Origin of the sequence: Methanosarcina sp. MSH10X1 (assembly GCF_004099695.1) — an archaeon.
Classification (GTDB): Archaea; Halobacteriota; Methanosarcinia; order Methanosarcinales; family Methanosarcinaceae; genus Methanosarcina.
In genome coordinates, this window is the sequence record NZ_SCHL01000005.1 from 128,551 (window position 1) to 153,169 (window position 24,619).

Sequence of the window (24,619 nt, forward strand, 5' to 3'; positions counted from 1 at the left end):
CTCTCTGGGGTTAAAGAACCACCGAATGACGGGACAGGTCCCTGTATATAGTATTTCCAGATTCAACCTGGCAGTCGACAGCTATTGTAACTCCTGCCTTCACAAGTACGCTGTTCCCAATCCGGTTGTCATCTCCAAAGATGGTACCCAGTTTGGGGGCTCGATGAATAGTTCCGTTCATAATAATCGATAGGCCTTCTTTTTCCTCAACAAAGAAACCTGAACCAATTGTATTGTTACTTCCAATTATGGAATTCGAGATCTGCCCGTGCGAGTATATCCTGCAGTCGTTCATTATTATACTATTCTGGATTTCTGTAAATGATCTGATCGATACATTATTTCCTATCGTCGTTGAGGGCAGAATAACTACATTGGGGCCAATATCACAATTATCTCCTATGACAACAGGGCCTACAATGTAAGTTCCGGAACGGATTCTTGTATTCTTTCCTATGGCTACCTTACCCCGCATAACAACTCCCTCTTCCACTTCTCCCTCGGGATTCAGATTTCTGGCGGAATTCAAGACTATGGCGTTTGCTTTCAGTAAATCCCAGGCGTGGACAGCATCGAGCCATTTTGATTCCGTGGGAACGGAAGTAACAATTTTTCCTTCGTCAATCATAAGCTGGAGAGTGTCGGTTATTGCATATTCCCCGTTTTCGGATATCGGGGTCTTCTCGATGGTTTCAAAGACCTGCGGCGTAAAAACATAAATTCCGGTATTTACGATACGGCTCAGGTCACCAGGTCTTTTTTCCAGAATCCTTGTAACTCTTTTCCTTTCCTTAAGAACCACGCCATAGCCTGCAGTTTCTTCCATCCTTACTGTCAGAAGGCTTGCATCCCCCTCATAATTATTTAAAAGGTCCGCTATTGTTTTCGGCTCCACCAGGTTATCTCCATTCAGTACGAGAAACTCCGAGTCCTCGGGGCCGATCAAATTTTTTGCCTGCTCGATTGCATGTGCAGTACCAAGCTGAGCTTTCTGTTCGATGTACTTTATTCTCACTCCAAAGTTCAGTCCATCTTCAAAATAGTCCATTATGCGTTCTTTTTTATATCCAACAATCAATACAATATCAGTTATTCCATTCTTCTCAAGCGAATCTATTACATGCTCCAGAATAGGCCTGTTGGCGATAGGAAGCATTACTTTTGAACGAGTAAGAGTAAGAGGTCTGCAACGCAGCCCTTCTCCTGCTGCAAGGATAATGGCTTTCATAGATTTAAAGAACCTTCTTTAGAATTTATACATTACCTTTGAAAGTTTTACGGAAAATAACTTTGTCTAAATATATGTAAAATGTTATACCTGTATAAGGGATAGCTAACAATAAAAAAGTAATCCCTCTTTAATTCATAAATAAGTCCTCCTCACAGGATAAATGTTTTCGAGAATATAAACCTGATAATTCTAATGGAATTCTACCTGGATTTTTGTTTTTATAGCGTACTTTAACTTTTTGAAAGTGTAGAAAAATATTTATCTAACAACTCAGATATATACTTCCTACTTTTTATGTTTTATGCTTCTTTAAGCCAGAGATTAAGGGTAGATTTTGAAGAGTTACTTAATTAAAATTTTCCATTAAATGTTGCACATCTGGTAGATAGTTATGATGACTCACGGGAAACAGTGGTAACATTTTCAGAATCGTTTTGAGCACTCTATAGTTTTCTATACAGCTACAAAACAATAAAATTTAAACACTTTTTGCATGTATATGCGCAAATCCTTTAAAATAAAACATAGTTTATTAATAACTGTATTTTGAGAAGTTTAGTGCCGGTTCAGATCTACGGATTGTCAGGATACTGGTGATTCAATGCATGTTTTACTAATCTATTCTATTCTGCCATAGCTTAATCTGCTCTGGAAGGAAACTTTTACGGCAAGCCTTGAAATTCTCACTTACAACCTTAATTTTCCAGTGATATCCTGTAAAAATGCGGGTTCCCATGACATATTTAGATACCTCCCTTCTTTTGTCCTCGGCGATCTTTATAAAAAGTTGAAAAATAATAAGTTATAACTAGTATCGATAGTAAATTTAGTCAATGTATTAGAAAAGGCATTAACCGGTCAAAAGGGTAAGGATTATTCCGGGGGGATTGAAATTAAATTTCGTGTTATGGGATTTTTAATGCTTGCAGCTTTGCTTGTGGTAAGTGGCTGTATTGAAAATGCTCCGAACGGGCAAAATTCTACACAGGCTCAGGGAACAGTTGTGATTGGAACAAAACTCTTTCAGGAATCCTATATTACGGCTCATATGGTTTCGCTTTTGCTTGAAGAAGAAGGATATGAAACTGAGGTAAAAGAAAATCTCGGGGGTACGCTTGTAAACTATGAAGCCCTGAAGAAAGGGGATATTCATTCCTATGTCGAGTACACGGGAACCATATACAGCCAGATTTTAAAAAAGCCGCCTCTAGAAGAATGGGATTCTGCTGTAGTGTACAATGAATCCGAACACGGTATGCTTAACAGCGATGGAATTGCTATTGCAGCTAGCCTTGGCTTTGAGAACGCTTACGCTATTGCTATTGACAGGAACTGGGCTGAAGCTAATGGAATTTCTAAGATCAGCGATCTAGCCCCTTATGCATCTGATCTGGTAATGGGAACCGACCCCGAATTTGCCACAAGGGAAGACGGGCTTCCACAGCTTGCCAGGGTTTACGGATTCACATTTAAAAGCTATAACTCGATGGCTCCTGGTATCATGTATGAAGCCTTCAAAAATAAGGAAGTGGATGCGATCAGTGCTTATACCACAGACACCCGCAATGACCTGTACGGGCTGAAGGTGCTTGAGGATGACAGGAATGCACTTCCTCCCTACGACGCTGTTGTTCTTGTTTCCGGTACTTTTGCTCAGGAAAACCCACAGGCTCTGAAAGCTCTGGCAAAGCTTGATGGCAGGATTGACCAGGAAACCATGAGGCGCCTTAATGCAGAATATGATATGGGCGGCAGGGAAGCAAGGGATATTGCTCATGATTTTCTGGCGAATGAAAGTCTGATTCCAGTCTGAGCTCTCCAGGCTGATTTATTAACGCATATGATATCCGGAAAGCTTTTCGAGCGGATCGAATCCCTCCGGCTTGAAAATGTAACGAAAAAGTATGGAGAGAATTTTGCCGTCAGAAACCTGAACCTTGAAATTAAGGGAGGGGAACTTCTCATCCTTATTGGGAAAAGCGGTTCAGGAAAAACGACTGTTCTCAGGATGATGAATCGCCTGATAGAACCTGATTCCGGGAGCATCTCGATAAACGGCATAGATATCAGGAAATTTGATCCGATCCGGCTTAGAAGAAATACAGGTTATGTGATTCAGAATATCGGGCTTCTCCCTCACCTGCGGGTTTCAGGAAATATCGGGCTCATTCCAAAACTCGAAGGCTGGAAGGAAGAGAAAATTCAGGAGAGGATACAGGATTTGCTTAATTTCGTTTCCCTCCCTCCGCAGGTTTTTACGGACCGTTATCCGCATGAGCTGAGTGGAGGCCAGCAACAGAGGGTCGGGCTTGCAAGAGCTATGGTTATGAGCCCTCCCCTCTTTCTAATGGATGAGCCTTTCGGGGCGCTTGACTCGCTCCTTCGGGCACAACTCCAGGATGAGTTTTACAGAATCAAAAAAGAACTTGGAAGAACCATTGTATTTGTTACGCATGATATCAATGAAGCTTTCAGGCTTGGCGATAGGATCGCGATTATAGATAACTCCGAGCTTGTTCAGGTAGGAACGCCACAGGAGTTGATTTTTTCGCCATCCAGCAACCTGGTTGCCGAAATTGTAGATTCAAAACGGAAATACAGGCATATAGATGCCCTGAAGGTGAAGGATCTGGCTCAGCCCCTTGATAAAAGGTACATTCTCGATTCAGGACTATCTGCAGCATCGGTTCTTGACCATATGTCCGCTGAAGGGCTTGAAATCGCGCTTGTCTTTGACAGCCCCGAAAATTCGGGGCGTGTCGGCTTAACTGATGTCATGAAAGCAGTATCCTCGGGAAAAAGCCTTGATGAAGCTTTAAAACCCCTGCCGTTATTTTCTCCCGAAACTCCATTACTTGAAGCACTTTTAAGGCTCAAGACCGGCGGGGGATCTATAGGGCTTGTCCTTGAAAATGATAAACCGGGAGGAATTCTTTTTTCGGACAGAATTCTCCAGAATCTTGTTTAAGCGAATTTTAAGCCTTGAAAGGTGATAAACTGACAGCCTGGAGTTTTAATGAGATTTTCGCGGAAATCCAGCGAGTCTGGACTTCCCAATTGCTCTCCCAGCGCACACTTGAGCATCTTTATATGTTTGCAATTGCTCTTTTTTTCTCGTTTCTTGCCGGTGTGCTTATTGGAGTTTTAACCTACAGGAACCCGAGATTTGCAGATCCCATCTTTAATAGTTTAAATATTGTGGAAACCATTCCTGACATTGCTCTACTTGTGCTCCTGCTTCCGGTATTCGGAATCGGGAAAACGCCAACAATTGTAGCATCTATTCTCTATTCCATTCTCCCGATTGCCCGAAACACCTATACAGGCCTTTCCAACGTGCCCGGAGAGCACATTGAAATTGCGGAGGCTCTGGGGCTGACACGACGGGAAATCCTGTTTAAAATCCGTTTTCCTCTGTCACTGCCTCTAATCGCAGGTGGCATCAGGATCGCAGTGGTATTTACAATGGGAGTTGTAACCCTCGGAGGGCTCATTGCCGCAGGCGGTCTCGGGGCAGCCCTTCAGAACGGAATCCAGCTCTATGATATGGGGACAATCCTTGTCACAGGCATCTGGATAGGAATACTTGCGGTACTTCTTGACGGGGCTGCAGGTCTAATAGAACATATTCTCCAGGTGAGGTACGGGAAATGATCTTAACCGCAGAGCTTTTGCAGGCTACGCTTGAACATCTGGTTCTAACTTATACGGCGCTTACTGCAGGAATTCTTGTTACAATTCCGCTGATATTCCTTTCCCTGTACAGTGCGCGGTTAGCTTCGATGATAATGCGATTTGCAAGCCTTGTCCAGGCGGTTCCCAGTTTTGCGGTCGTGGCTTTTATTGTGCCTCTGATAGGAATCGGTTTTATGCCTGCAGTTCTTGCCATAATGCTGAGGGTACTGCTTCCGACTATCAAAAATACTTATATCGGGCTTTTCAATGTTGATTCTACACTCATCGAAGCCTCAAAAGGTATCGGACTGACCGATTTCCAGATCTTGAAACATATAAGGCTTCCAAACGCATATCCTGCCATATTTGCCGGAATAAAATTTGCTGCGATTCTTGCAAACAGTATTGCAGTCCTGACGGCTCTTATAGGAGGTGGAGGGCTCGGACCCATAATTTTTGAAGGGCTTACGAATTTCAATACGGTTAAGATCTTGACAGGAGTTCTGCCTGTCATAGGCATAGCACTTTTCCTTGATTTTTCCTTCTCAAGGATAGAGCAACGGTTAACTCCGGAATATCTTCGAAAATGAACTGCACACCTTTTTATGGTTTTTGACCTGTTCCATGCCCCTGAAACGGCTTTATTCGATTACACAGTTTCGTTTTTCAGGTTCATATCCTGTATAATTTTAATAAGGAGATTTACTCGCTTTTCATTCATCTTTTTCAGCAAATTAGCCTTTACATATGAGGTTTTCATAATTCTTACGTTCAAAGCAGCTGACGCTCACACTAAACTTTTTAATGAAGAGACACATAATTGATAGGGAACCTCATGCTTGATTCAATAAATTTCCTGGGGCTGGCTGTCACTGTACTGGTCATGTCACTTCTGGCACAGGCTCTAAGCCGTTATTTCCAGATTCCTTTTATCATTTTTCTCTTAATTGAAGGAATAATAGTAGGACCCGAAGTTCTCAACCTGTTAAATCCTGCCGTGTATTTCGAGGCACTGCTTACCATAGTGGCAATCTCAGTATCCGTGATCGTTTTTGACGGAGGGCTTCAGATTGATATGAAGCAACTGAGAGGATATCAGGAAAGCGTCCTTAAACTAACCACAATCGGGGTATTCATTACCTTTTTTGGAATAACCGCGCTTACGTATTTGCTTATAGATGTACCTCTTCAGATTGCTGCTCTTTTCGGGGCTCTGGTTACTGCAACCGGTCCAACCGTGGTCGGTCCAATTATAAGAAACATCCAGGTTTGCCATAAAGTCGGCAAGGTTCTGGAACTTGAGAGTGTCCTTAACGATGCTGCAAGTGTAATCCTTACTGCGGTAGTTTTCGAATGGATTGTGGCTGAACTTTCGGGGATGGGTGCAGTCTTTTTTATCCTCCAAAGGCTTGCAATCGGTCTGCTCATAGGAGGAATCTGTGGGTTCACCCTTCGCTGGTTCTTTACCAGGGGTATACTTATCAGCAAACAGACTGCCAGAATGGTTACTCTCACCTCGGTGTTTGCCTGCTTTGTATTATCAGAATCTCTGGGCAATGAATCCGGAATCCTTGCGCTGGCGATCTTTGGAATTATTATAGGGACTTCCGAGTTTCCTTACAAAGAAACCATAAAAGAGTTCAAGGGTGACCTGGTGACTGTAATGATTTCTCTACTTTTTATCCTGTTAGCAGCAATGCTCAAGTTCGAATATATTTTAGGGATCGGGTTGAGAGGGATTGCCCTGGTCTTGCTGATGATCTTTCTCATCCGTCCTATCTCTGTTTTTGCCTCTATGTGGAATTCAAAGTTCCGCACCAATGAAAAGTTATTCATCTCATTTGTAGGACCAAGAGGGGTCGTTCCGACTTCGGTTGCAACTTACTTTGCGATCAAACTGGATGAACTGGGTGTTCCGGGGGGGCAGACTATTGTGGGCCTGGTATTCCTGACTGTCATTACCACAGTCTTTCTTACAGGAAGCATGTCAAAAAAAGTGGCTCATATACTGGAGGTAATTCCTATGGAAATTTTGATTCTTGGAGGGGGAAAAGTAGGTCGGATCCTTGCTGAACGCTTTGACAGGCGGGGAGAAAACGTAGTGGTTGTAGATAATTCCGAAGAAGCGTGTAACAAATGCCTGGATCTGGGGGTCAGGACTGTGCAGGGAGATGCAGGAGATATAAATACTCTGAAGAAAGCCGGGATCGAGAATACCAAATACGTTGTTGCAACCACAAACAAAGATGATACGAATTTGCTCTTCTGCCAGATTGCAAAGGCACATTTCGGGCTTAGAGGAGATCAGATGGTTGCCAGGGTAAATCATACGGAGAACCTTCAGGCTTTCTGGGACCTTGGAATCCGCGCCATGAGCCCTGCCATAACAACCGCAGCAGTTATTGACAATATGATAGGAAGACCTCATCTTTTCTCCATGTGTGAAGTGGGTGGAGGAGGCAATATTACGGAAGTCAAGGTCACCAATCCGAGAGTAATGGGAAGGGCAATTAAAGAAATTAACTTCCCGGAAAAAAGCCTTGTAGTCATGGTACAGCGGGGGACAAGATCGATTATCGCATATAGTAATCTGATACTTGAATACGGTGATATCGTAACGATTATTGGGGAGGGTGATGTGGGAAAGCATGCTTCTGATATTCTCAACAAATAAGTTTAAGTACACATTTGGATGATATATCTATCAAAAAAAAATCATAATGAAAAACTGAAGTAATTTCGAAGTTGAACTCAAGCAAGAAACAGATATTATTCTTGCCGGGAATTCAAAAACGTTTCCAAAAAAGTGATATTTCCCTGCATAAGAGTAACCTCAGGAGCCAATTTTTCAGGATTTCTCAGTCCTCAAGACTGACTCTCCCATATATTGGCTGCGGGTCTGGGGTGAATACTTTCACTCCGCTTTCCTTAACTTTATATGCTGTGGCGTTGTACTTTAGAACGCCTCTCTATATAATAAAGATAAACCAGAGGCTTGAGGTAGAAAATATGAAACAAACAGCCGAATCTATTCGAGATCGATTTTTGAAGCTTGGCGTCGATGTGCCTGTAGAGGATGTCGAAAGCAGACTTGACGAACTGATTAACAAATTTAAAGTCCCTTCAAACGAAGCCCAGCGCAGCGTGACCAATTACTTTTTGAAGAAATATTCTATTCCTAAGAATGAATTTTATGTAAGGCAGGCTGAGCCCCAGCTTACGAAGATTGTGGATATCTCGGAAAACGGGCAGTGGGCAAATCTTAAGGCAAAAGTTGTCCAGCTCTGGGAAAACACTCATGAGTCAATCTCTCAGGTAGGACTGCTGGGGGATGAAACAGGAATTATAAAGTTTACCGAATGGAAAAATGCCGAACTGCCCAGGCTTGAGCAGGGAGAGAGTTATCTTCTCCGGAGTGTTGTCGTAGGGGAGTACAATGGCAGGTTCCAGGTTCAGCTCAACAAGAACAGTTCAGTAGAAAAGCTTGATGAGCCCATTGCAGTTGGAGGCGGAGATTTCACACCGGCTGCCAGAGAGTCCGAACTCAGGAATATCTCTGACCTTGCAGGAGGACAGTGGGCTACAGTCAAAGGGAAAGTGGTTCAGCTCTGGGAAAACTCTCACGAGTCAATTGAGCAGGCAGGGCTTCTGGGGGACCACACAGGCGTTATCAAATTCACTAACTGGGCCAGTTCCGAACTTCCTGACATGGAAGAAGGCAAGAGCTATCTTTTGAAAAATGTAGTTGTCAATGAATGGGGCGGCAAAGCCCAGATCCAGCTTAACAGGTCAAGTTCCATAGAAGAGCTTGATGAAAATATCGAAGTCGGGTCCTCAACTTCCACATACTTCGGAGCAATGGTGGATATCCAGACCGGTTCAGGCCTCATAAAACGCTGCCCTGAGTGTAAAAGGGCTCTGGTTAAGGGTGCCTGTGCAGAACACGGTAAAGTCAAAGGGGAATATGACCTGAGGATAAAAGCGGTTCTGGATTCCGGAACTTCCACTCAGGATGCCCTCATTAACAGGGAACTTACCGAAGAGCTTGCAGGGATTTCTCTTGATACTGCGATTGCAATGGCTGCAGATGCCCTTGATCCGGGAGTTGTGCTGGATAAACTAAAGCACGAACTGGTAGGCAGGTACTATACCGTGACCGGTCACAAGCTTGATCGCTATATCCTTGTCGACTCAATTACTCAAAAGACTTCTCTGGATAGAGAGAAGCTTGACGAGATGCTTACCCTTAATGAAACACTTAACAAGCCGGAGGTGCAGTAAATGCCAGGCTTTTTCAGAGAAGCTGCCCGCAGGGTTTTTGCCCAGGAACTGAAGGATTCGAACCTGACCTCAAGGGATGAGAGTGACCAGTATGCTCCGCAGTATGTCCTCACTCCCACAGGGGCTAAGGTAAACCGCATCTTCCTTGTTGGCACACTTATCGAAAAGGAAGACATCGGCACGGACTCCGAGTACTGGAGGGGAAGGGTTTCAGACCCGACCGGCTCTTTCCTGGTCTATGCAGGACAGTATCAGCCCGAAGCAGCCCAATTCCTTTCGGAATGCGAACTGCCGGCTTTTGTGGCAGTTGTGGGAAAGACCAGCACCTATACTACAGATGACGGAAATGTCCTTACTTCCATCCGCCCCGAGTCCATCCAGCAGGTAGACGAACTTACCCGGAATCTCTGGGTACTCGATACCGCAAAACAAACGCTTGAGAGGATAAGGGCAGTTGAGGCAGAGGAAGACCAAAACTCAAAACTTGCAAAAGAACACTACTCGACTGACACGGATTCCTACCGCACAATGGTCAAAAAAGCCCTTGAATCTCTCGAAGAAAGGAAATGAAACAAAAATAATAGAAATCATACTATCAAAATCGGGGGTAAATGCCCCTTAATCTTTTTTTATTCAGAAAATAAGCTTTTATTTTTCCTTTCTATCTATTTTCTATTTTCAGAGTTTTAGGTGCTCCCTCATTAATCAGTTGACGTTTTTAAGACTCCTGTAGTTTAACAACTCTGTTAATTTCTATTTCTTATTAGTAATTTTACACTCTTGTGCAGGTATTTTCTTTTCCAAAACTCCCTTTTCCTTTTCATCTTTTAATCCTCTATGCTCCCTGAAAAAGTTAAAATGAGTACAGTAAAGCCTCATTTGGTTGTATAGTTCTTTAACTTTCTTTGAAAATCCTATTGTTTTTCTTGAAATTCTGTTATTATCTTGTCTAAAAGTCAAATTTTGTCTTTCAAGTAAACTTGTTGAGATTTAATTTTAATCTATATTTTGACCAAGATTACTCTTCTTTCAACTTTATGGAGCCTTCCTCCCTGTTTGCTTTTGACAATCTGAGCATATTTCAAATCTTTATCATGTATTATTACTGGTTTCTTAGGTCTTCCTTTCTTTCCTATTTTTGGAAACTCTACCCATTCTCCGTATTTTTTCAAAAGAAAGTTTTTTTCTGATAATTCCCTAGACTTGCTTTGTGATAAGCAAAACTCCGAAAAAACCGAGCCAGAATTAAAAACGAGAGCGAAAGGCAGTATGAACCTTTAGAGAACCTTAAACGTGCTGGTCCTGAACGTCTTGAAGCTCTGCTTAAACTTAACAGAATTCAAAGTTTTGGACATTTTGAAGATCAGGACTGGATCAAACACAACAAAGTTGAGGATGAAGTCAAAACCTTATGCATGGAATACCGTACCTGCACCAAACAAGAGCGCTTGAAATGTCCTATTCTCCCTCTGGAAGTCCTGTATTCCGTGAAGACTACACTATGAAATACCAGGACCCGTTTTACTGATGAAGACCGCCAGCAGGACAATACCAACGGCTTTAGATCTGCCTGGAACGCAGCAAGCAGGCGGCACTATGTAGCCTCTGAACTCATTTTAACTGCCCGCTCCTACGGTTATAAGTCCCTCAAGGAGTGCAACGATAAAACCCTTGAAGCTCTTGAAAAATTCCTTGACTCTATGCGTTATCATCTTCCGGATCATGTCGAATATATCCGTCTGGGAATTCCAGAAAAACGGTAGAATTCATTTTCATTTAACCTTTTTTGGTCTCAATTGGTTTGGTTAATGCACAAATCCGCCATTCAATACATATGGAGTGGCTACGGGGGCGGTGAAATCCTTGATATTCATACGGCGCAGGGGTTCGTCCTGGCACTGGTCCCGCAGTAGACTCGAAGAAGCAACAGAGGTTGCGCCTTATGATTATCTCCGGAAATTCTTGAAAAAAGCATGAGTCCCGAAGAGGGGTTTATGTTCTGGGCTATGGGCTGCCGGAACTGGACCTGTTCTTTATCCTTCTTACCCAAAAAAGAAAAAAAATAAGAAAACACAAACAAAACGTTTTTTAAAAGGTATTGTCAGCAAAATAACCGGGTATAGGGTTTCTCATAGATCAGACTCTAACGCTTTTTTTCTGGGGTTCTGGAACACGTTCGTGAGGTCTTGAAGCCTAAGCTGAAGGATAAGCTGAAGGAAAAAGAAAGGCTTTTCACGAGCTTTAGAAGAGCATGTGAACTTACATACGAATCTTAAAAAATTGGTAAAACTGTAGACGAATTCTAACAAGTACCTGAATTTTGATACACTTTTGAAAGAAGAAATCGAAGAATTCGATAATATTTTAACAGAACTAAAAAATCATTTAAGAAAATTGAATTTTTCAGTACATCTAGTGATTTCGGTTCTAGATAAATAAATTGTTACTCTTTTCTCATATGAAGTAATGTAAAAACAGCCTCATTAGCTACATTGTCAATATAATATTAAATTATTATGTTAATTTCTAATTAAGTTGTAATATTATTTATCTATTGATTAAATGATTTTTTAGTAAAGTTTATGTTGAGAAAGTTACTATTCTTATATGACAGTAAAAAAAAGTTAATACAGATTTGAACTGAACTTGCAGAATCAGTTTGAACTCTTAAACGTCCAAAGGTAAAGGTATAGTTGACTTTGGTGTTCAAAGTTTGTATAATCTTGCCTCTGGAGTAAATCGAATGAGGTAAATAGGAAATGAGCAGAAAAAGAATGAATTTAAAATTATATATAATTTGCGTATTGTTACTTTTGTTTGCTGCACCAGCTTCTGCGGATCCAGATGCTATGTTAGATAGAAGCCGAACCCAATTTGGAGATCTTTCAACGTCTTCAATTAATTACATCAATGCAAGATGTAATGAAGTTAGAAATGATCTTATTTTAATTCCTGATATAACTATAATTGCAGATTATACCTACGGAACTGCGAGTGATCAAGGTTTTATAAACGGTATTAATTCACTTGATGATGCAACTGATGAGAATGTTGTTTTAATCCATACTCATGGTGGAACATCTCTTCTTTCATCTTTTTTAAAATTCAAAGATGAAAGCTGTCTATATAGTTTGGACGTGAACAGTTGGATGGACGAAAGAGACGGAGGGTTCATTTTTGCAGGTGCATGTGAATCTGCAAAATACACAGATTTAGGAAACGCGTTTATTAACAACGGTTTTGATACCTACTTTGGGTATAAAGTCAGTGTTAACACCTTACATAATGCCCGCTTCTATTCTGCATTATTTGATGTGGCTACTTTCACCGATGTCACTGTTTCTGAAGCAGCCAGATATGCAGCAGACGAAGTAAAAGAGGAGTTTGGAGATGCAACAGACGTTGGCAATAATCTGTTTATAGGAAACTCAAACTTGTGTTTAAGAACTTAAGGGGGTGAAGATTATGAAACTTAAGCTAATTTGTATATTAGGTTTGATACTATCGTGTGCAATATTTGTGGCTTTTGCTTCTGATGAGGGAGGAATAATCTTTACGAAAGAAGACGTAAAGCAAACAAAATACCTTGATCCGTCAACTGCAGACGTAAATATTAGTTTTGAGGATGCAAAAAACAAGCTAATCTCAGAAAATCCGGAAGTAATCAATGAATCTATCCATGGAGAATTGATTGATGATGAAAATTTCGGGATAATCTGGCGAGTAAGCTCAAAAACAACTAATGGAAAAAGCATCTTTGCAGGAATAAATGCCTCTAATGGAGAGCAACTTTTTGTATACGATGGATCAAAGAATGTACAGGGCAGAGACAGTATAAGCAAAGATGATGCTTTGATAATAGCAGAAAAATATATTCAATCCAAAGTTTCATTTGAAAAAATTAGTGAAATTAAACTTGAATCAGTCAATTATATAGAACCTCCTGCGGATGATCTACCAGGAAATTATCATGTAAGTTACGCAAGAATTATCAGGGGAATACCTTCTCTTTCCGATGGAATACTGCTTGATGTTAATGCAGAAACAGGCGAAGTTTCAAGCTATCGCAAAAGATGGTCTATGTCTGAGGAAGAGATAGCACTCATTGATACTGAACCAAGCATTACGGATGAAAAAGCAGTTGAGATTCTCAGAGAATACATGAGTAACGAACCTTCTATAGGAGAAGAAAAAGCAAGTACTGTAAAAGTTATTTCGTCGAACCTTGTCTGGAAAGAGGACGATGAAGATAAAACTCGTCTGGCATGGTGGATCCGATTCATGGATTCAAGTTTTGCAAAGGACGATGACTATCCTGCTTCAGTATGGATTGACGCACATTCAGGAGAAATGTTGCTGTTTGATTATTATAGAGATTAAGTTCGTAAGAGTTCTAACTTTCCATTCCTCTTTGGCATGAAAGTACGTGATTATTTATTTTTCACGTACTCTCTCTTTCTTTTTCCCATAACTAAGATTATCCCGCTGATAATTGTTATCCGTTCATCAACTGAGAATATCTGGCCTCCACAATCTTCCTCTTTTTAACTTCTCCCTTTCATATCCTGTTTCATTTTGTGCATCTATCGTTTATGATCAGATGTCTTATTAGTGTTGCAATTTTTCCTTGCCAAGACAATAATTGCCCTTGCATGTCCGATAGTCTTCTTTTTTCTGTTAAAAAAACCCTTTTTTTAAACTCTTAACTTATTGTGTAAAAACTTACTCTTTTTTAGCTACTTAGGGTTCTTGAATATGCGTATTCAATAATTCTTAAGCTTTTTATGTGGGGTCATGGAATTGAGAAACTACATTATCATCAATGGTTACCGGGGAAGTTTTCCATCCCCGCAGCAAGCTAGCGGAGTATTCGACTGAAATAAAATAGAAATAATCTTTTTTCAAAAGAATATATAACTTGTTTGATTTGCTTAGGAATTTTTGAGGTAATCTGACCTAGGATATTTTTTCCAAAGAATTATCTATCAAATCAAATACATAGGTTATGTTTAAACATGAGTATTTTTGAAGATTGAGGAAAGGAATAAACTAGAAAGAGCAAAAAAAAGGTGAAATTGCACAGGTTTTAACTTAAAACCTGTACATCGTTATTTTTTAGAGGGAAATTTCTGTTATTAGCTTCTGCTCAAACTAAATTATTTAGGGTTATTATTTCCTTTAACGGAATTTTTCTTTCTCCATGTATCTTTTTTCAAGGATTTTACTTCTTTCTCTCTCTTTTCCTCTTTTCTTGAGTTTTTATTTAATTTCAAACTTCCATTGCAATAAATAAACATTTATTCCTAATTTGACAGATTCTGTTAATTAATACAATATATTCTTACAAAAAACACATTTCATTGACACATTCCTTGTGGTAAAATGAAATATGCCAAAAATCAATAAACATGCCAAAAATCAATAAACACAAGAGATAAATTTAAATTTTATGGAGAAAACAGAAGCTTAAGTACATTTATACACTATAAAATATATGTTTCTGTCAAATTAAGGATTTATTATTGTTAACGGTCTCAAAGCCAGAAGAGGCAAAATATAGATAAATAAACGAGACATGGTATAAAATGAGTAATGTGTTTGAGTGAAACTCAATGGTAAGATAAAAGTTGATAAGAGATGATCCTGTGAAAACCTATCTTCTGGTCTGGTTCAGCAGTGAAGGAGTCCGCCCATCAGAAGTCAATCAAAGATTGATGTCTCTGGGCTTCGAACCCATGCAGGGTAGCTACGATTTCGTATACAACTGGAACAGCAATGTCAGTGTCGACAAAGTTCTCGAATTCGGGGATAAGGTATACCTGAGCCTTCAGGGCACAGGTGTTATGTTCAAACTTGAAACAATGTAAACCGCGAGCTCGCGAGACTGGATTCCAGTGACCCGCTTAGCAAGGCATGTGCCGGATTTCAGGCAGCAAATAGGCGACTATTGAGGGCTGTTGTACAGATAGTCCAGATTATGACTTCCTTCAGCCTATTCCTCTCCTGTTCAAGCCTTTTTTTCTTTTGCGTCTTATTCCTGCGTACGATTTTTCAGCGCATCCCGGAACTTTATATATTCACAGGTATCTCCCTCAAGCGCAACTACTCTGCCGTTAACATTTCCTTTTTCGATTACGAGTTCCACAACACTGGGGTTTGACATTCTGGGTTTGGTAGGCGATCCGGGGCAGACAAGTACGACATCTCTTTTTTCTATCAGAGGGCGGTGCAGGTGCCCGAAAATCAAGACATCTACCTCCATTTCTTTTGCGAGGTAACCCTGCGCAGTTGTATCGGTAACCGAAAGCCCTCCTTCGTGTATAACTCCGATTTTTACCCCCTCAACTTCGAACTTCAGCCTTTCGGGAAGGAGCCTTTTTAGTTCGGGTGCATCATCATTGCCAAAAACGGCCTTTAATTTGCCTCCGGCATTAAAAGCCTGATATGCCTCTACAGTACTGAAATCTCCTGCATGGACTATAAGATCGCACTCCTCAAGGAGCGTTTGAAGTTGCAAAGGAATTTCTCCGGTTTTCAGATGAGTATCGGAAAGTGCAATCAGCTTCATAGGAAATCACCTGATTATATAAAATCTCCATTTAAAGATAAATCTATGCGCAAACTTTTAAAAACAACCTTTTCAAAAAATGCTTGCCCGCAAGCCTTTTCAAAAAATAGCTTGATCGCAAGCCTTTTCAAAAAAGGCTTGAGCGAAAACCCCCAGGAAACGGCGTGATCAACCGGCGCAACGCAAGCCTTTTGCAAAAAGGCTTGAGCGAAAACTTTTTCAAAAAAAGTTTTATCAAAAACCATGCTTTATCTAGACCGGTGTAACCGGAGCGTGATCGACCGGCGCAACGGTCGCGGCACAACGGCCGCAGCACCACGCTTGCGATCTAAAAGATAAGATTGGTTATTCGAGTGTCAGGTCTACTAGTTCGTACTCCAGATTTTCGGTCTCCAGCCTGTTAAGAAGGGAAGAGACCTGCTCATCAACCGAGACTACGAGCGAGGATAAACCGTGATATGCAGCTTCAATAACCGATTCATTGGTTCCAAACATAACATTAGGGGTTATCCCTATCTTGCGCAGGGCAATAAGCGCTTCCACGCCTATAGCTGCTATATAGGGTTTTGAGCTTGCCAGGGACTTAAGGCGTTCTATATCCACCTTTCTTGACCCTCCACGCTCAATCCTGGGAACCTTGCAGATTGTAATTGTCGCATTTTCCAGGTCAATCAGGCCTTTAAGGCTCGTTACTCCTACATCTTCCCCTGCGGCTGCGTCGGAGATGACATTACCTGATGCGCCTGTGACCTCCGTGCTGCTTACGTACAGGAGTCCCCTTTCCATTTTCAGGTATACCTGCTGGCCTTCCTTAACATCCTCTTTTGTGATGGCTGTCCAGGTTGAAACATGGCTGATTATATCCTCCATGACAAAGCGGGCGTACCGCTTCATTTCAGCGGCATTTTCCAGAACCCATTCTACGCCTTCTTTTGTAATCCTGTACCGGACCCGGCCCTCAGTAACTATCAGCCCATCATTTACAAGTTCTTTAATATATTCGGAAACTGCCTGGGGAGTTATTCCTATCTTTGCGGCAATTTCCTTTTGCCTTACATTCGGCTGGTGGGCTGCGATCTCAATAAGGACCTGAAACTTGGTTACTCCGCTTTTAGTCTGGAGGATTTTTATCATCAATCGTAGTTCTCCTCTACATCTTCAATTACTTTTAACCTCTGCCCCATTACTGAAAGCCTTTCGGATCTGCGAGCAACCGCACAGATATAAAACGGATTTTTATTCAGGGTTCGCGTGAGGTTGCTCATGGAGGTATTGCCTTCCTCAACCAGCCTCTCCAGTTCTTCCATTGCATCCTTAACCTCCTCGTACGGCTTGAAGGTAAGCATGATAATATCACTCAGATCTTCAAACGAACACTGGAAGTTAACCTGTACCTTGGAATAGGAGCTGTGGTATTCTTTGGAGGGTTTTTGTCCTGCCTCAGGAACTCTCCACTGGCTCTCAAGGAGTCCGGCTTTTTTCAGAATATGAAGGCTTTTTGACGAATCTGAACCTATGAACTCGTCAATTTCTGCTCTGGTCATCCACTTGTTTGAAAGTGCATCGAATATCTTTTTGTGAGTTCTTGACCCAAAAGTCCTGAGTAATGGTACTAAATAGGAAGGATCGTTAATTATTCGAGTTCTTTTACCCATTTACTCCTCTCCTTCTCGTCTTACGTTATAAGCTTTCAAATATAATAAACATTTGTAATTTGATTATTCTTTATAATCAATACCAAGCCCTTCGGGCCCTTCCCAGTCAAAGATCGGGAAATTCCGCTTCATTCCGTGACATTTTTCACGCAGTGCATGGGCAACAATAGGGAGAGCGATAGTAGCATCCACAAAAACCTGGACTTTTTTTGCCTGGGCTGCAATCTTTCCCCAGGAAACGGCTTCGTCAAAAGTACAGCCTGAAAGTCCTCCCCAGTGAGGAGCATCAGCAGTATACTGAATAGCATAATCATGCCCTCCTACATCCATTCCAAGGATAGAAGCTACTACTTCGGTCTGCTGGATGAAATTCTTCGGGACTCCGCCTCCAACATAAACAACGCCGGTCTTTCCGGATTTTTCCACAATCTGCGTAACCTCGTCAACATCTTTTATCTGGTCGATCTCGAGTTTCAAGCCTCTTCTTCTTGCAATTGTAAGTCCGATCCCAATTGAACTATCCGAAAGCGCAGGAACAAAGATAGGTATATTGTGCCTGTATGCACTTACAATTATGGAATCCTCTGCAGCTCCGCGTCTTACCAGTTCCTTTCCGAGAAGGTGCATGAACTCCCTTGATGAACAGGAGATTTCTCCTATCTCTTCTGCAAAATCCGCAATCAGGTTATCCGCGGTCCTGAACTCCTCCTCTACTGCAAAAACATCGTAAATCCTGTCCACGCCGTGATCAAAGAGCTTTTCGTCATCAGCCAGATGTGAGCCTACATAATGTTTCTTGCCAAGCGCTTCGTGTGAATCATGGAACAGGTTCGCCCCTGTGCTTACAAGGCAGTCTATCATCCTTTCCCGGATCATATAGGAAATGACTCTGCGCATACCAGCAGGTACCATAGCTCCGGAAAGCCCCATAAGCACGGTCATATTCTTTTCTTTTAGCATGTTGTGCCAGGCCTGGACGGATTCGGCCAGCTTTCTTCCCTGGAAGCCAGTTTTGAGCATCCCGTCCATCAGTTCGCTTACAGACCTGTCTTTTACATCTATCGGAACGGTCGGGTTATCTGTGAATACATTAAGACGCATACCATTCTCCTGATAAGCAGATAAACATAGTTTGCATGTGATTTCCAATACCTGAAGGCATTCGGCAACAGGCGGTAAGAAATCCAAGTAGCGGTAAATAATTATATATTTTTTATTAAATATCAATATATGCGGACTCTTTCACTGGATGATAACCGGCAGCGGTGAATTTTCTTAAGGAAAACTAATTTGCCAGGTTTGATCAGGAGCAGAGAACCTGAAATGGACACCATGAAGAGTAATTTAATATTCCCTCAATGGTATCCGTAATTATCCCGGTAGTGACTTACATCTAACTGTTTATGTTCAGATAGCGAAAACTGCTGCAGAAATCACGGTCATCCAGTCTCCACTTTCGCCTACTGAATATGACCTGGGAAAACTGAGAGTCCTGAGAGGTGCTTCATTTGCCCATGTGCTGTACATGCTTCTGGCAAGCTTCTCCGCATGATCCCCAACGTCCTGTGCGGTTTCTTCATAGGCGTGATACTCCGAAATATAACCATGGGTGTTTATTTTTTGCGGGAGTGCACACCCTACCGATGCGCTAAGCAATCTCCCTGGCTCATTGGAAGAGACCCTGGACATTACGCAAAACACGATTTCTCCGGGACTCAACTCTTTAAGGCCATCTTCCCTGGATACGATCTCACAGTTAGGAGGCAGGATAGAACTTACAGTTACAAGATTAAATTTTTCAATACCAGCGTCCCGGAGTGCAACTTCAAATGATTCAAGATGTTCGGGGTGTATACCAACTCCACTTGTAAAGAATACTTTTCTGGGAATCAACTTCGTAATCATTTTTGCATCCTTAAAAACTACTCAATTTAAACTTAATCCAGATGGCAATTATCATTTTTAAGCGTTGCCCTTTAGCTCTGCTGGAAAATCTCTCAGCTTTCCTTTATTTAGATAACAATGAGCATAAGAAGCTCACACTCACTACATTATTTCAGGCACTTTCTTCCCAGGGAGTTACTATTTACGTTAGCCTGACACCTGCATTTTACGTGATTCACTGTTTACTTTTCTCAGGCTAAACTCTCCTGAGTTTTATCTATACAGCTTGACTAATCTCTCTTATTTAAGTCTGCCAGTTACTTCGCAAACTCTCTGTATTCCGCCTTGCAGGCTCTCTCATAAGCTTTATATTATGCAGGATAATTACATCGTGTATTACTCCCTGCAATTTTCTTGCTTAATTGCCTCTTAGACAAAAAATGGTGAGGTTTTTCAAAGGTTCAGGAGAAATAAAGGGCTTATTTGCCCGGTTGCCCCGGAAAGGCAGGTTTTTCCGGCCTGAGCTCCGGTGAATTAATTAACAGCAATAAAAGTAATAAAACGTGATGTCGGTACAGATGGAAGAAAAACTCAATTTTAAACTTCTGGAACTACTTGAAGGCAGGCAGCTCTCGATTAGCGGGCTTTCCAGAGAACTGAAAGCCAGAGGCATAGATGAACACCGCCTGGTTCTTACAGGCTATCTGAGAGCGCTCAGGGATCTTGAAATTCTGGAAGAAAGAGAAGTTCCCCCATCGAAAATTTATTCCCTGCCTGAAAAAGCCGCAGAGCCTATGTCGGAAAAAAGCAGGGGTCCCAGGTCTCCCGGATTTTCCGATCCCGAAGAAATATATTCCATTCTCAGGATCCAGCTTCTTAAAATCAACCTGGATTCAAGAATTCCTGTGGGAGTATATGTTGTCTCAAGATTGTTTGAAAGACCCTGTTTCCGCAGGGAGTTGAAGCTTATAGGGATTACTCAAAAACATCTTGAGCAGTACCTGGAAAAGCCCGGCATAGTCTGTGAAGCACAGGATGCGCATCTGAAGAAAGCCAGAACCGATATTACAAAGATTGAGATCCCTGCCGATGACCCCGCGTATGAAATGCGGGAAAGCAGGGAAGAGATAACCAGGTTTGCAAACGAAGTGCTTGCAGGGCTGATTAAGAACAGGATCGACCTTGAGGGTCTGGTTGCAAAGAGTAAGCAAACTACCCTGCTCCCCTAAAATTTTCAGTTAATTTAATTGTAATTAGTTTCTCAAATTCATTTCTGGAAACTCATTTCCGTAAAATCATTTTGTAAATTCATCGCTTTAGATTTGGAATACTATGCCAGCAGGGCTCAAGCTGTTTGCTGGTACTGGCTGGTGGTTCGACATGAAAGTTGCCTGTATCCAGATGGATGTGCTGCACTGCAGGAAGCAGAAAAACTTTGAAAAAGCCCTCTATATGGCTCTTGAAGCCGTCAGACAAGGAGCCGAATTTATAGTTTTTCCTGAAGTCTTTTCAACGGGCTTTTGCTACGAACATTTTGAACATGCAGCAGAAACCCTTCCTTCCCCGATTCTCGAAAACCTGGCATGTTTTTCCGAAGCCAACGACTGCATTATCCTTGGCTCCTTAATTGAAAAAGTTCTTTCGGAAGAAGTTTCCTGCAGCAGGCAGCCTGCGGATTCTGAGAAATTCACTCCTTCCGGCTCCGGGAATTCAACATCTTACTACAATCTCGGCTTTTGCTTTGAATCGGGAACCTTAGCAGGCAGCTATCGGAAAACTCATCCTTTCAAGGCTGAAAACAGGTATTTTTCCACGGGAGATTCAATCGAGCCCATAACCCTGAAAAAAAGAAACCTGAAAATCGGTTTTCAGATCTGTTACGAACTTCGTTTTCCCGAAATTGCAAGAAAACTCGCTCTTGCCGGCTCCGATCTCCTTGTAACGGCTGCAGCTTTCCCGAATCCCAGATCCGAGCACTGGAAAATACTTGCAAAGGCAAGAGCAATCGAAAACCAGATCCCGCATATTGCCTGCAACCGCACAGGTTCGGCTCCTGACTGCACCTATTTCGGAAACTCAATGATAATCAACGCCTGGGGTGAGGTAAAAGCCGATGCAGGTAGTAAAGAGTGCGTAATAGTTTACGATCTTGACCTTCCCGAAAAAGACGAGATTAGAAAAGCTATTCCTGTTTTTGACGACAGGAGACCTGAGCTTTATTGATTTCCGGATTTGTTTTTTGCGGGTTTCATGCCACTGAGGATATAGAAAACTCATTCAAGCTTTAGTAACCACTAAAAGCCCTGAAAACGGAAAAAAATTGTTCGGGGGATTCTATCCAGGTTCCCCCGATATAAGATAAGCCGATTTTACGGGACATCCGGCCTTTTAAGTAGTTTGTTCCTTATTTCATTCTTCTTTTTTTGCCTGCTCGATATAGATTGCAGGTCTCAGAGGCTCGGCAAACCTTGACTTCTTCTCAGGGTCAAAGGCAGGTGAGTCGGCACTGTGAACCTCTACCGGACAGCCGATTTCCTTTTCCAGGAAGGAGGCGGATTCTTTCAGTAGAGCCTGTTCATCAAGTCCGGGACCTGCAAAGATTTCGTACCTGTCTGCGCCGCCGCTTTTGAATTCAGGGACAAGCTTCTGTACAAATTTAGGGATCTCCTTACCGAAACGTTTGAGTTCGGGATTTGCCATCAGGGTTTTTATAAGGGTACCTACCTCAAGGGAACCTTCAAGCTGCATCTCGCAGGCACACTGAATGGCTTCGGCTTTCCAGGCAGGAGCCGTATACAGATGAACCGTCTGCGGGGTCATCTTTGTTACCCTTATAATTTCCTCAACATCTTCCAGGGTACCCTTTATCATTTCTTCGGCAAGCTCCGCGCCGTCATCTATCAGGTCTTCATTATAGAGCGGGTACTGGGCAAGGGAGATCGGGTCTTCGTGCCCCATCGCTTCCCAGATTTCTTCACAGAGGTGCGGGGTGAAAGGGGACATAAGCCTGACCCAGTTGTCCAGCACATAGTAAAGCAGGGTTTCCCCACCTCTTCTCTGGTACCACTTGACATCGTTTATCAGCAGGAAGAAAGAATTCTGGATTGCTTCCCTTGTCTGGATGGAGTCAAGGGCAGAGTTAGTTTCCCGGATATAGTTCTGCATTCTGGAAAGTATCCAGCGGTCAATTTGTTTCAGCTCCGTGCTGAGACTTGCGCGTTTTCCGCTTTCTATAACATCCTTTGCAAAGGAGTAGAACCTTTCCACCTGCCTTCTGGCAGATTCGATCCCTGTCTTCTGCCAGTCTGCATCCTGTGTCTGCTCGGCTGTGGAAAGAATGTACATTCTTGTTATATCCGCACCGTAATTGCTGACTGCGCTTTCCATTGTGAGGATCGGGCCTTTGGATTTGCTCATTTTCTGCCCTTCAAGGGAAACAAAGCCGTTTACTGCAAGAGCTTTCGGCCACTTTTCCTCTTCAAAGAGGGCTACATGGTGAAAGAGGAAAAAGAGCAGGTGGTTCGGGACAAGGTCTTTTCCTGAAGAGCGCAGGTCAACCGGATACCAGTAATTGAAATGCCTGCGGATTTCTTCAAGCAGCTCTGGACTAAGCCCGGTCTCTTCACTGACTGTCGCCGGGTCGCCCTTTCCAAGCAGTACGTAATCGAAGAATGGGAGGGTAAGCTGTTCGAGCTCCAGTTCACCACTTTCGATAAACCTGGCAATGATATAATAGCTCATGTAAATTGTCGAATCCCCAAGGGATTCAATCAACCATTCCTTATCAAAGGGAAGGCGGGTTCCAAGCCCTTTCCTGCGGGCACAGGCTTTATCCTTGAGCCAGTCAACCTTGTTTTCAAACTCTACCCTGTACTCTGCGGGAATGATCCGCATCTCACTCAGGCATCTGTAAACCTTTGCCTTCCATTCGGGATTCGAATAATTAAGGAACCACTGACCTTTCACCATATTTACTACACAGGGTGTGCCGCAGCGGCAAACTACAGGTTCGCTGAATTCGTAAAAGACCTCCCCTGAATTTGAGCTGATGAAGTCCCTGGTAAGAATATCCTTAATTTTGGAAACAGGATGCCCCTCATATTTTCCTGTAATCTCCTTAAGAACCCCTCCGTGGAACTCCCGCCTGTAGACAATCTTTGTAGCTTCCTCAGCTCTCGGGTCTTTCTGGCTTTCAATCCCCATATTTTCAACGATTTCCTTTGCAGGGAACTCCCCGAACTCAGGCACTTTGATAAGGGAAACCAGTCTGATATTCCTTAGATCGTCGGTAATCCCGTATTCGTTCAGGTCAACATCGTAAAGGTCGCGAAGAGCTAGATAATCAAAAGGAGCGTGGGCAGGCACACTCATTACTATTCCGCTTCCGTTTTCAGGCTTGACGAAAGCTGCGGGAAGGGAGATTACCTCATCGCCGGTAACCGGGTTTGTGAGTTTTATTCCTATTATGGATTTTGCAGGTACGTCCTCAATATACTCTACTGTCCGGTCCGTAAAGGTCAGTTTCCTGAAAGCTTCCTTGCTGACCACCCAGAATTCCTCGTTTCCGTTCTGCGTAACTTTCGCTTTTACATAAGTCACGTCGGGGTTGACCCACAGGTTAGTTACCCCGTATGTCGTTTCCGGCCTGAGGGTTGCACAGGGCAGAACCAGGTCTTTACATCGGAACTTGATCAGGGTATACTCGACAATGGTTGCTTCTTCCCCGTGCAGGATATCGTGATCTTCTACGGGGTTATTATCATTCGGACACCATTTTACCGGATGGGAACCTTTTACTATGAGGTCTTTTTCTTCAAGCCTGATATACTGCCACTCAATGAACTTTTTATATGTCGGGTCAGTCGTGGTAAATTTGCGCCTCCAGTCAATAGAGTACCCGATATTACGCATGGCTTTCTCGGATTCACGCTTGAAGTAGTCAACAATCTTTTCCGGCGTATCAAGCGCTGGCAGAATGTCTCCGGGAATCCCGTGAAGGCGTTCGTAAACGTCCATAGTCTGGGGATCCCGGTTTGCAATCAGTTCGGCAAGCCCCACAATGGGCGTGCCTGTGACGTGAAAGCCCATGGGGTAGAGCACATTATACCCGAGCATCCGCTTGTGTCTTGCAACAACATCTCCTATGGTAAAGGTCCGGGTATGTCCTGCATGCAGATTCCCGTTCAGGTAGGGGTAGGGGATGGTTATAAAAATTTTTTCTCGTTTGTCGGGCTCGGCCTGGAAAATCTGGCTTTCATTCCACCTTTTCTGCCATTTCTTTTCGACCTCGTGAGGCTTATAATCCTGCTCCATTCGTGTTCACGC

At 42.6% G+C, this 24,619-nt stretch carries 21 protein-coding genes and 1 pseudogene; 12 read left to right on the top strand and 10 right to left on the bottom strand.

Translation table 11 applies throughout. The annotated features are described in order from the left end of the window. Positions 1 to 10 precede the first annotated feature (10 nt). Complete coding sequence (gene glmU / locus EQO05_RS06160) at positions 11 to 1,228, bottom strand: bifunctional sugar-1-phosphate nucleotidylyltransferase/acetyltransferase (RefSeq protein WP_128504762.1); 1,218 nt, start codon at positions 1,226 to 1,228, stop codon at positions 11 to 13. 922 nt (positions 1,229 to 2,150) lie between these two features. Here glmU and EQO05_RS06165 point away from each other — a divergent pair. The 7 genes from EQO05_RS06165 to EQO05_RS06195 all read left to right on the top strand — a co-directional run bounded on the left by EQO05_RS06165 (position 2,151) and on the right by EQO05_RS06195 (position 9,757). Next, positions 2,151 to 3,044 carry a glycine betaine ABC transporter substrate-binding protein gene (locus EQO05_RS06165; protein ID WP_240664386.1) on the top strand — a complete coding sequence of 298 codons (894 nt, stop codon included), beginning with the start codon at positions 2,151 to 2,153 and terminating at the stop codon, positions 3,042 to 3,044. Between the two features lie 27 nt (positions 3,045 to 3,071). Beyond that, complete coding sequence (locus tag EQO05_RS06170) at positions 3,072 to 4,199, top strand: ABC transporter ATP-binding protein (RefSeq protein WP_128504765.1); 1,128 nt, start codon at positions 3,072 to 3,074, stop codon at positions 4,197 to 4,199. Between the two features lie 14 nt (positions 4,200 to 4,213). Further along, complete coding sequence (locus EQO05_RS06175; protein ID WP_240664388.1) at positions 4,214 to 4,885, top strand: ABC transporter permease; 672 nt, start codon at positions 4,214 to 4,216, stop codon at positions 4,883 to 4,885. Then, positions 4,882 to 5,496 carry an ABC transporter permease gene (locus EQO05_RS06180; RefSeq protein WP_128504767.1) on the top strand — a complete coding sequence of 205 codons (615 nt, stop codon included), beginning with the start codon at positions 4,882 to 4,884 and terminating at the stop codon, positions 5,494 to 5,496. The genes EQO05_RS06175 and EQO05_RS06180 overlap by 4 nt, the downstream gene beginning before the upstream one ends. Before the next feature lie 245 nt (positions 5,497 to 5,741). Beyond that, positions 5,742 to 7,580: a cation:proton antiporter gene (locus EQO05_RS06185; protein WP_128504769.1), complete on the top strand. Its 1,839-nt coding sequence runs from the start codon at positions 5,742 to 5,744 to the stop codon at positions 7,578 to 7,580. Between the two features lie 335 nt (positions 7,581 to 7,915). Beyond that, on the top strand, positions 7,916 to 9,187 hold the full coding sequence (locus EQO05_RS06190; protein ID WP_128504771.1) for a replication protein A: 1,272 nt from the start codon (positions 7,916 to 7,918) through the stop codon (positions 9,185 to 9,187). Then, complete coding sequence (locus EQO05_RS06195; protein ID WP_128504773.1) at positions 9,188 to 9,757, top strand: RPA family protein; 570 nt, start codon at positions 9,188 to 9,190, stop codon at positions 9,755 to 9,757. 183 nt (positions 9,758 to 9,940) lie between these two features. Here the strand turns inward: EQO05_RS06195 and EQO05_RS06200 are convergent, their stop codons facing one another. Continuing rightward, positions 9,941 to 10,147 (bottom strand): hypothetical protein, encoded by a 207-nt coding sequence (locus EQO05_RS06200; protein WP_164888481.1) that lies wholly within the window; start codon positions 10,145 to 10,147, stop codon positions 9,941 to 9,943. Between the two features lie 1,799 nt (positions 10,148 to 11,946). Here EQO05_RS06200 and EQO05_RS06205 point away from each other — a divergent pair. Together EQO05_RS06205 and EQO05_RS06210 are read left to right on the top strand one after the other, a co-directional pair. Then, complete coding sequence (locus tag EQO05_RS06205; protein WP_128504777.1) at positions 11,947 to 12,639, top strand: hypothetical protein; 693 nt, start codon at positions 11,947 to 11,949, stop codon at positions 12,637 to 12,639. A 13-nt stretch (positions 12,640 to 12,652) separates the two neighbouring features. Further along, positions 12,653 to 13,567 (top strand): YcdB/YcdC domain-containing protein, encoded by a 915-nt coding sequence (locus EQO05_RS06210; RefSeq protein WP_240664390.1) that lies wholly within the window; start codon positions 12,653 to 12,655, stop codon positions 13,565 to 13,567. Positions 13,568 to 13,617: 50 nt separating this feature from the next. On the opposite strand, the pseudogene EQO05_RS06215 reads toward EQO05_RS06210, so the two are convergent. Next, a pseudogene (locus EQO05_RS06215) lies at positions 13,618 to 13,878 on the bottom strand (IS110 family transposase); the annotation flags it as partial. 954 nt (positions 13,879 to 14,832) lie between these two features. Here EQO05_RS06215 and EQO05_RS06220 point away from each other — a divergent pair. Further along, positions 14,833 to 15,054, top strand: coding sequence for a hypothetical protein (locus EQO05_RS06220; RefSeq protein ID WP_128504779.1), 222 nt, complete (start codon positions 14,833 to 14,835; stop codon positions 15,052 to 15,054). Positions 15,055 to 15,218: 164 nt separating this feature from the next. On the opposite strand, the gene EQO05_RS06225 is transcribed toward EQO05_RS06220, so the two are convergent. From EQO05_RS06225 to EQO05_RS06250, 6 genes are all read right to left on the bottom strand, one after another. Next, on the bottom strand, positions 15,219 to 15,755 hold the full coding sequence (locus EQO05_RS06225; protein WP_128504781.1) for a metallophosphoesterase: 537 nt from the start codon (positions 15,753 to 15,755) through the stop codon (positions 15,219 to 15,221). Between the two features lie 14 nt (positions 15,756 to 15,769). Next, positions 15,770 to 16,000: a hypothetical protein gene (locus EQO05_RS06230; protein WP_128504783.1), complete on the bottom strand. Its 231-nt coding sequence runs from the start codon at positions 15,998 to 16,000 to the stop codon at positions 15,770 to 15,772. Positions 16,001 to 16,100: 100 nt separating this feature from the next. After that, a complete protein-coding gene (locus EQO05_RS06235) occupies positions 16,101 to 16,889 on the bottom strand; it encodes a MarR family transcriptional regulator (protein WP_205793719.1) in 789 nt (262 codons plus the stop codon). Next, on the bottom strand, positions 16,889 to 17,410 hold the full coding sequence (locus EQO05_RS06240) for an ArsR family transcriptional regulator (protein WP_128504786.1): 522 nt from the start codon (positions 17,408 to 17,410) through the stop codon (positions 16,889 to 16,891). Before EQO05_RS06240 ends, EQO05_RS06235 begins: the two co-directional genes overlap by 1 nt. 63 nt (positions 17,411 to 17,473) lie before the next feature. Further along, a complete protein-coding gene (locus tag EQO05_RS06245) occupies positions 17,474 to 18,511 on the bottom strand; it encodes a deoxyhypusine synthase (RefSeq protein WP_128504788.1) in 1,038 nt (345 codons plus the stop codon). Positions 18,512 to 18,817: 306 nt separating this feature from the next. Beyond that, entirely contained in the window at positions 18,818 to 19,303 is a 486-nt protein-coding gene (locus EQO05_RS06250) for a pyruvoyl-dependent arginine decarboxylase (protein WP_205793721.1), read from the bottom strand. A 569-nt stretch (positions 19,304 to 19,872) separates the two neighbouring features. Here EQO05_RS06250 and EQO05_RS06255 point away from each other — a divergent pair. Next, positions 19,873 to 20,523, top strand: coding sequence for a hypothetical protein (locus EQO05_RS06255; protein ID WP_128504950.1), 651 nt, complete (start codon positions 19,873 to 19,875; stop codon positions 20,521 to 20,523). A 151-nt stretch (positions 20,524 to 20,674) separates the two neighbouring features. Next, complete coding sequence (locus EQO05_RS06260; protein WP_128504792.1) at positions 20,675 to 21,517, top strand: nitrilase-related carbon-nitrogen hydrolase; 843 nt, start codon at positions 20,675 to 20,677, stop codon at positions 21,515 to 21,517. A gap of 186 nt (positions 21,518 to 21,703) precedes the next feature. Here the strand turns inward: EQO05_RS06260 and leuS are convergent, their stop codons facing one another. Beyond that, positions 21,704 to 24,607, bottom strand: coding sequence for a leucine--tRNA ligase (gene leuS / locus EQO05_RS06265; RefSeq protein ID WP_128504793.1), 2,904 nt, complete (start codon positions 24,605 to 24,607; stop codon positions 21,704 to 21,706). Positions 24,608 to 24,619 lie beyond the last annotated feature (12 nt).

Bases quoted from the DNA above. Each gene is read 5' to 3' on its own strand.
- EQO05_RS06240 (WP_128504786.1), bottom strand. From the start codon at position 17,410: ATGGGTAAAAGAACTCGAATAATTAACGATCCTTCCTATTTAGTACCA.
- EQO05_RS06170 (WP_128504765.1), top strand. From the start codon at position 3,072: ATGATATCCGGAAAGCTTTTCGAGCGGATCGAATCCCTCCGGCTTGAA.
- EQO05_RS06260 (WP_128504792.1), top strand. From the start codon at position 20,675: ATGAAAGTTGCCTGTATCCAGATGGATGTGCTGCACTGCAGGAAGCAG.
- EQO05_RS06245 (WP_128504788.1), bottom strand. From the start codon at position 18,511: ATGCGTCTTAATGTATTCACAGATAACCCGACCGTTCCGATAGATGTA.
- EQO05_RS06225 (WP_128504781.1), bottom strand. From the start codon at position 15,755: ATGAAGCTGATTGCACTTTCCGATACTCATCTGAAAACCGGAGAAATT.
- EQO05_RS06190 (WP_128504771.1), top strand. From the start codon at position 7,916: ATGAAACAAACAGCCGAATCTATTCGAGATCGATTTTTGAAGCTTGGC.
- EQO05_RS06205 (WP_128504777.1), top strand. From the start codon at position 11,947: ATGAGCAGAAAAAGAATGAATTTAAAATTATATATAATTTGCGTATTG.
- glmU (WP_128504762.1), bottom strand. From the start codon at position 1,228: ATGAAAGCCATTATCCTTGCAGCAGGAGAAGGGCTGCGTTGCAGACCT.
- EQO05_RS06210 (WP_240664390.1), top strand. From the start codon at position 12,653: ATGAAACTTAAGCTAATTTGTATATTAGGTTTGATACTATCGTGTGCA.
- EQO05_RS06255 (WP_128504950.1), top strand. From the start codon at position 19,873: ATGGAAGAAAAACTCAATTTTAAACTTCTGGAACTACTTGAAGGCAGG.
- EQO05_RS06230 (WP_128504783.1), bottom strand. From the start codon at position 16,000: ATGGTTTTTGATAAAACTTTTTTTGAAAAAGTTTTCGCTCAAGCCTTT.
- EQO05_RS06185 (WP_128504769.1), top strand. From the start codon at position 5,742: ATGCTTGATTCAATAAATTTCCTGGGGCTGGCTGTCACTGTACTGGTC.
- leuS (WP_128504793.1), bottom strand. From the start codon at position 24,607: ATGGAGCAGGATTATAAGCCTCACGAGGTCGAAAAGAAATGGCAGAAA.
- EQO05_RS06195 (WP_128504773.1), top strand. From the start codon at position 9,188: ATGCCAGGCTTTTTCAGAGAAGCTGCCCGCAGGGTTTTTGCCCAGGAA.
- EQO05_RS06165 (WP_240664386.1), top strand. From the start codon at position 2,151: ATGCTTGCAGCTTTGCTTGTGGTAAGTGGCTGTATTGAAAATGCTCCG.
- EQO05_RS06235 (WP_205793719.1), bottom strand. From the start codon at position 16,889: ATGATAAAAATCCTCCAGACTAAAAGCGGAGTAACCAAGTTTCAGGTC.
- EQO05_RS06180 (WP_128504767.1), top strand. From the start codon at position 4,882: ATGATCTTAACCGCAGAGCTTTTGCAGGCTACGCTTGAACATCTGGTT.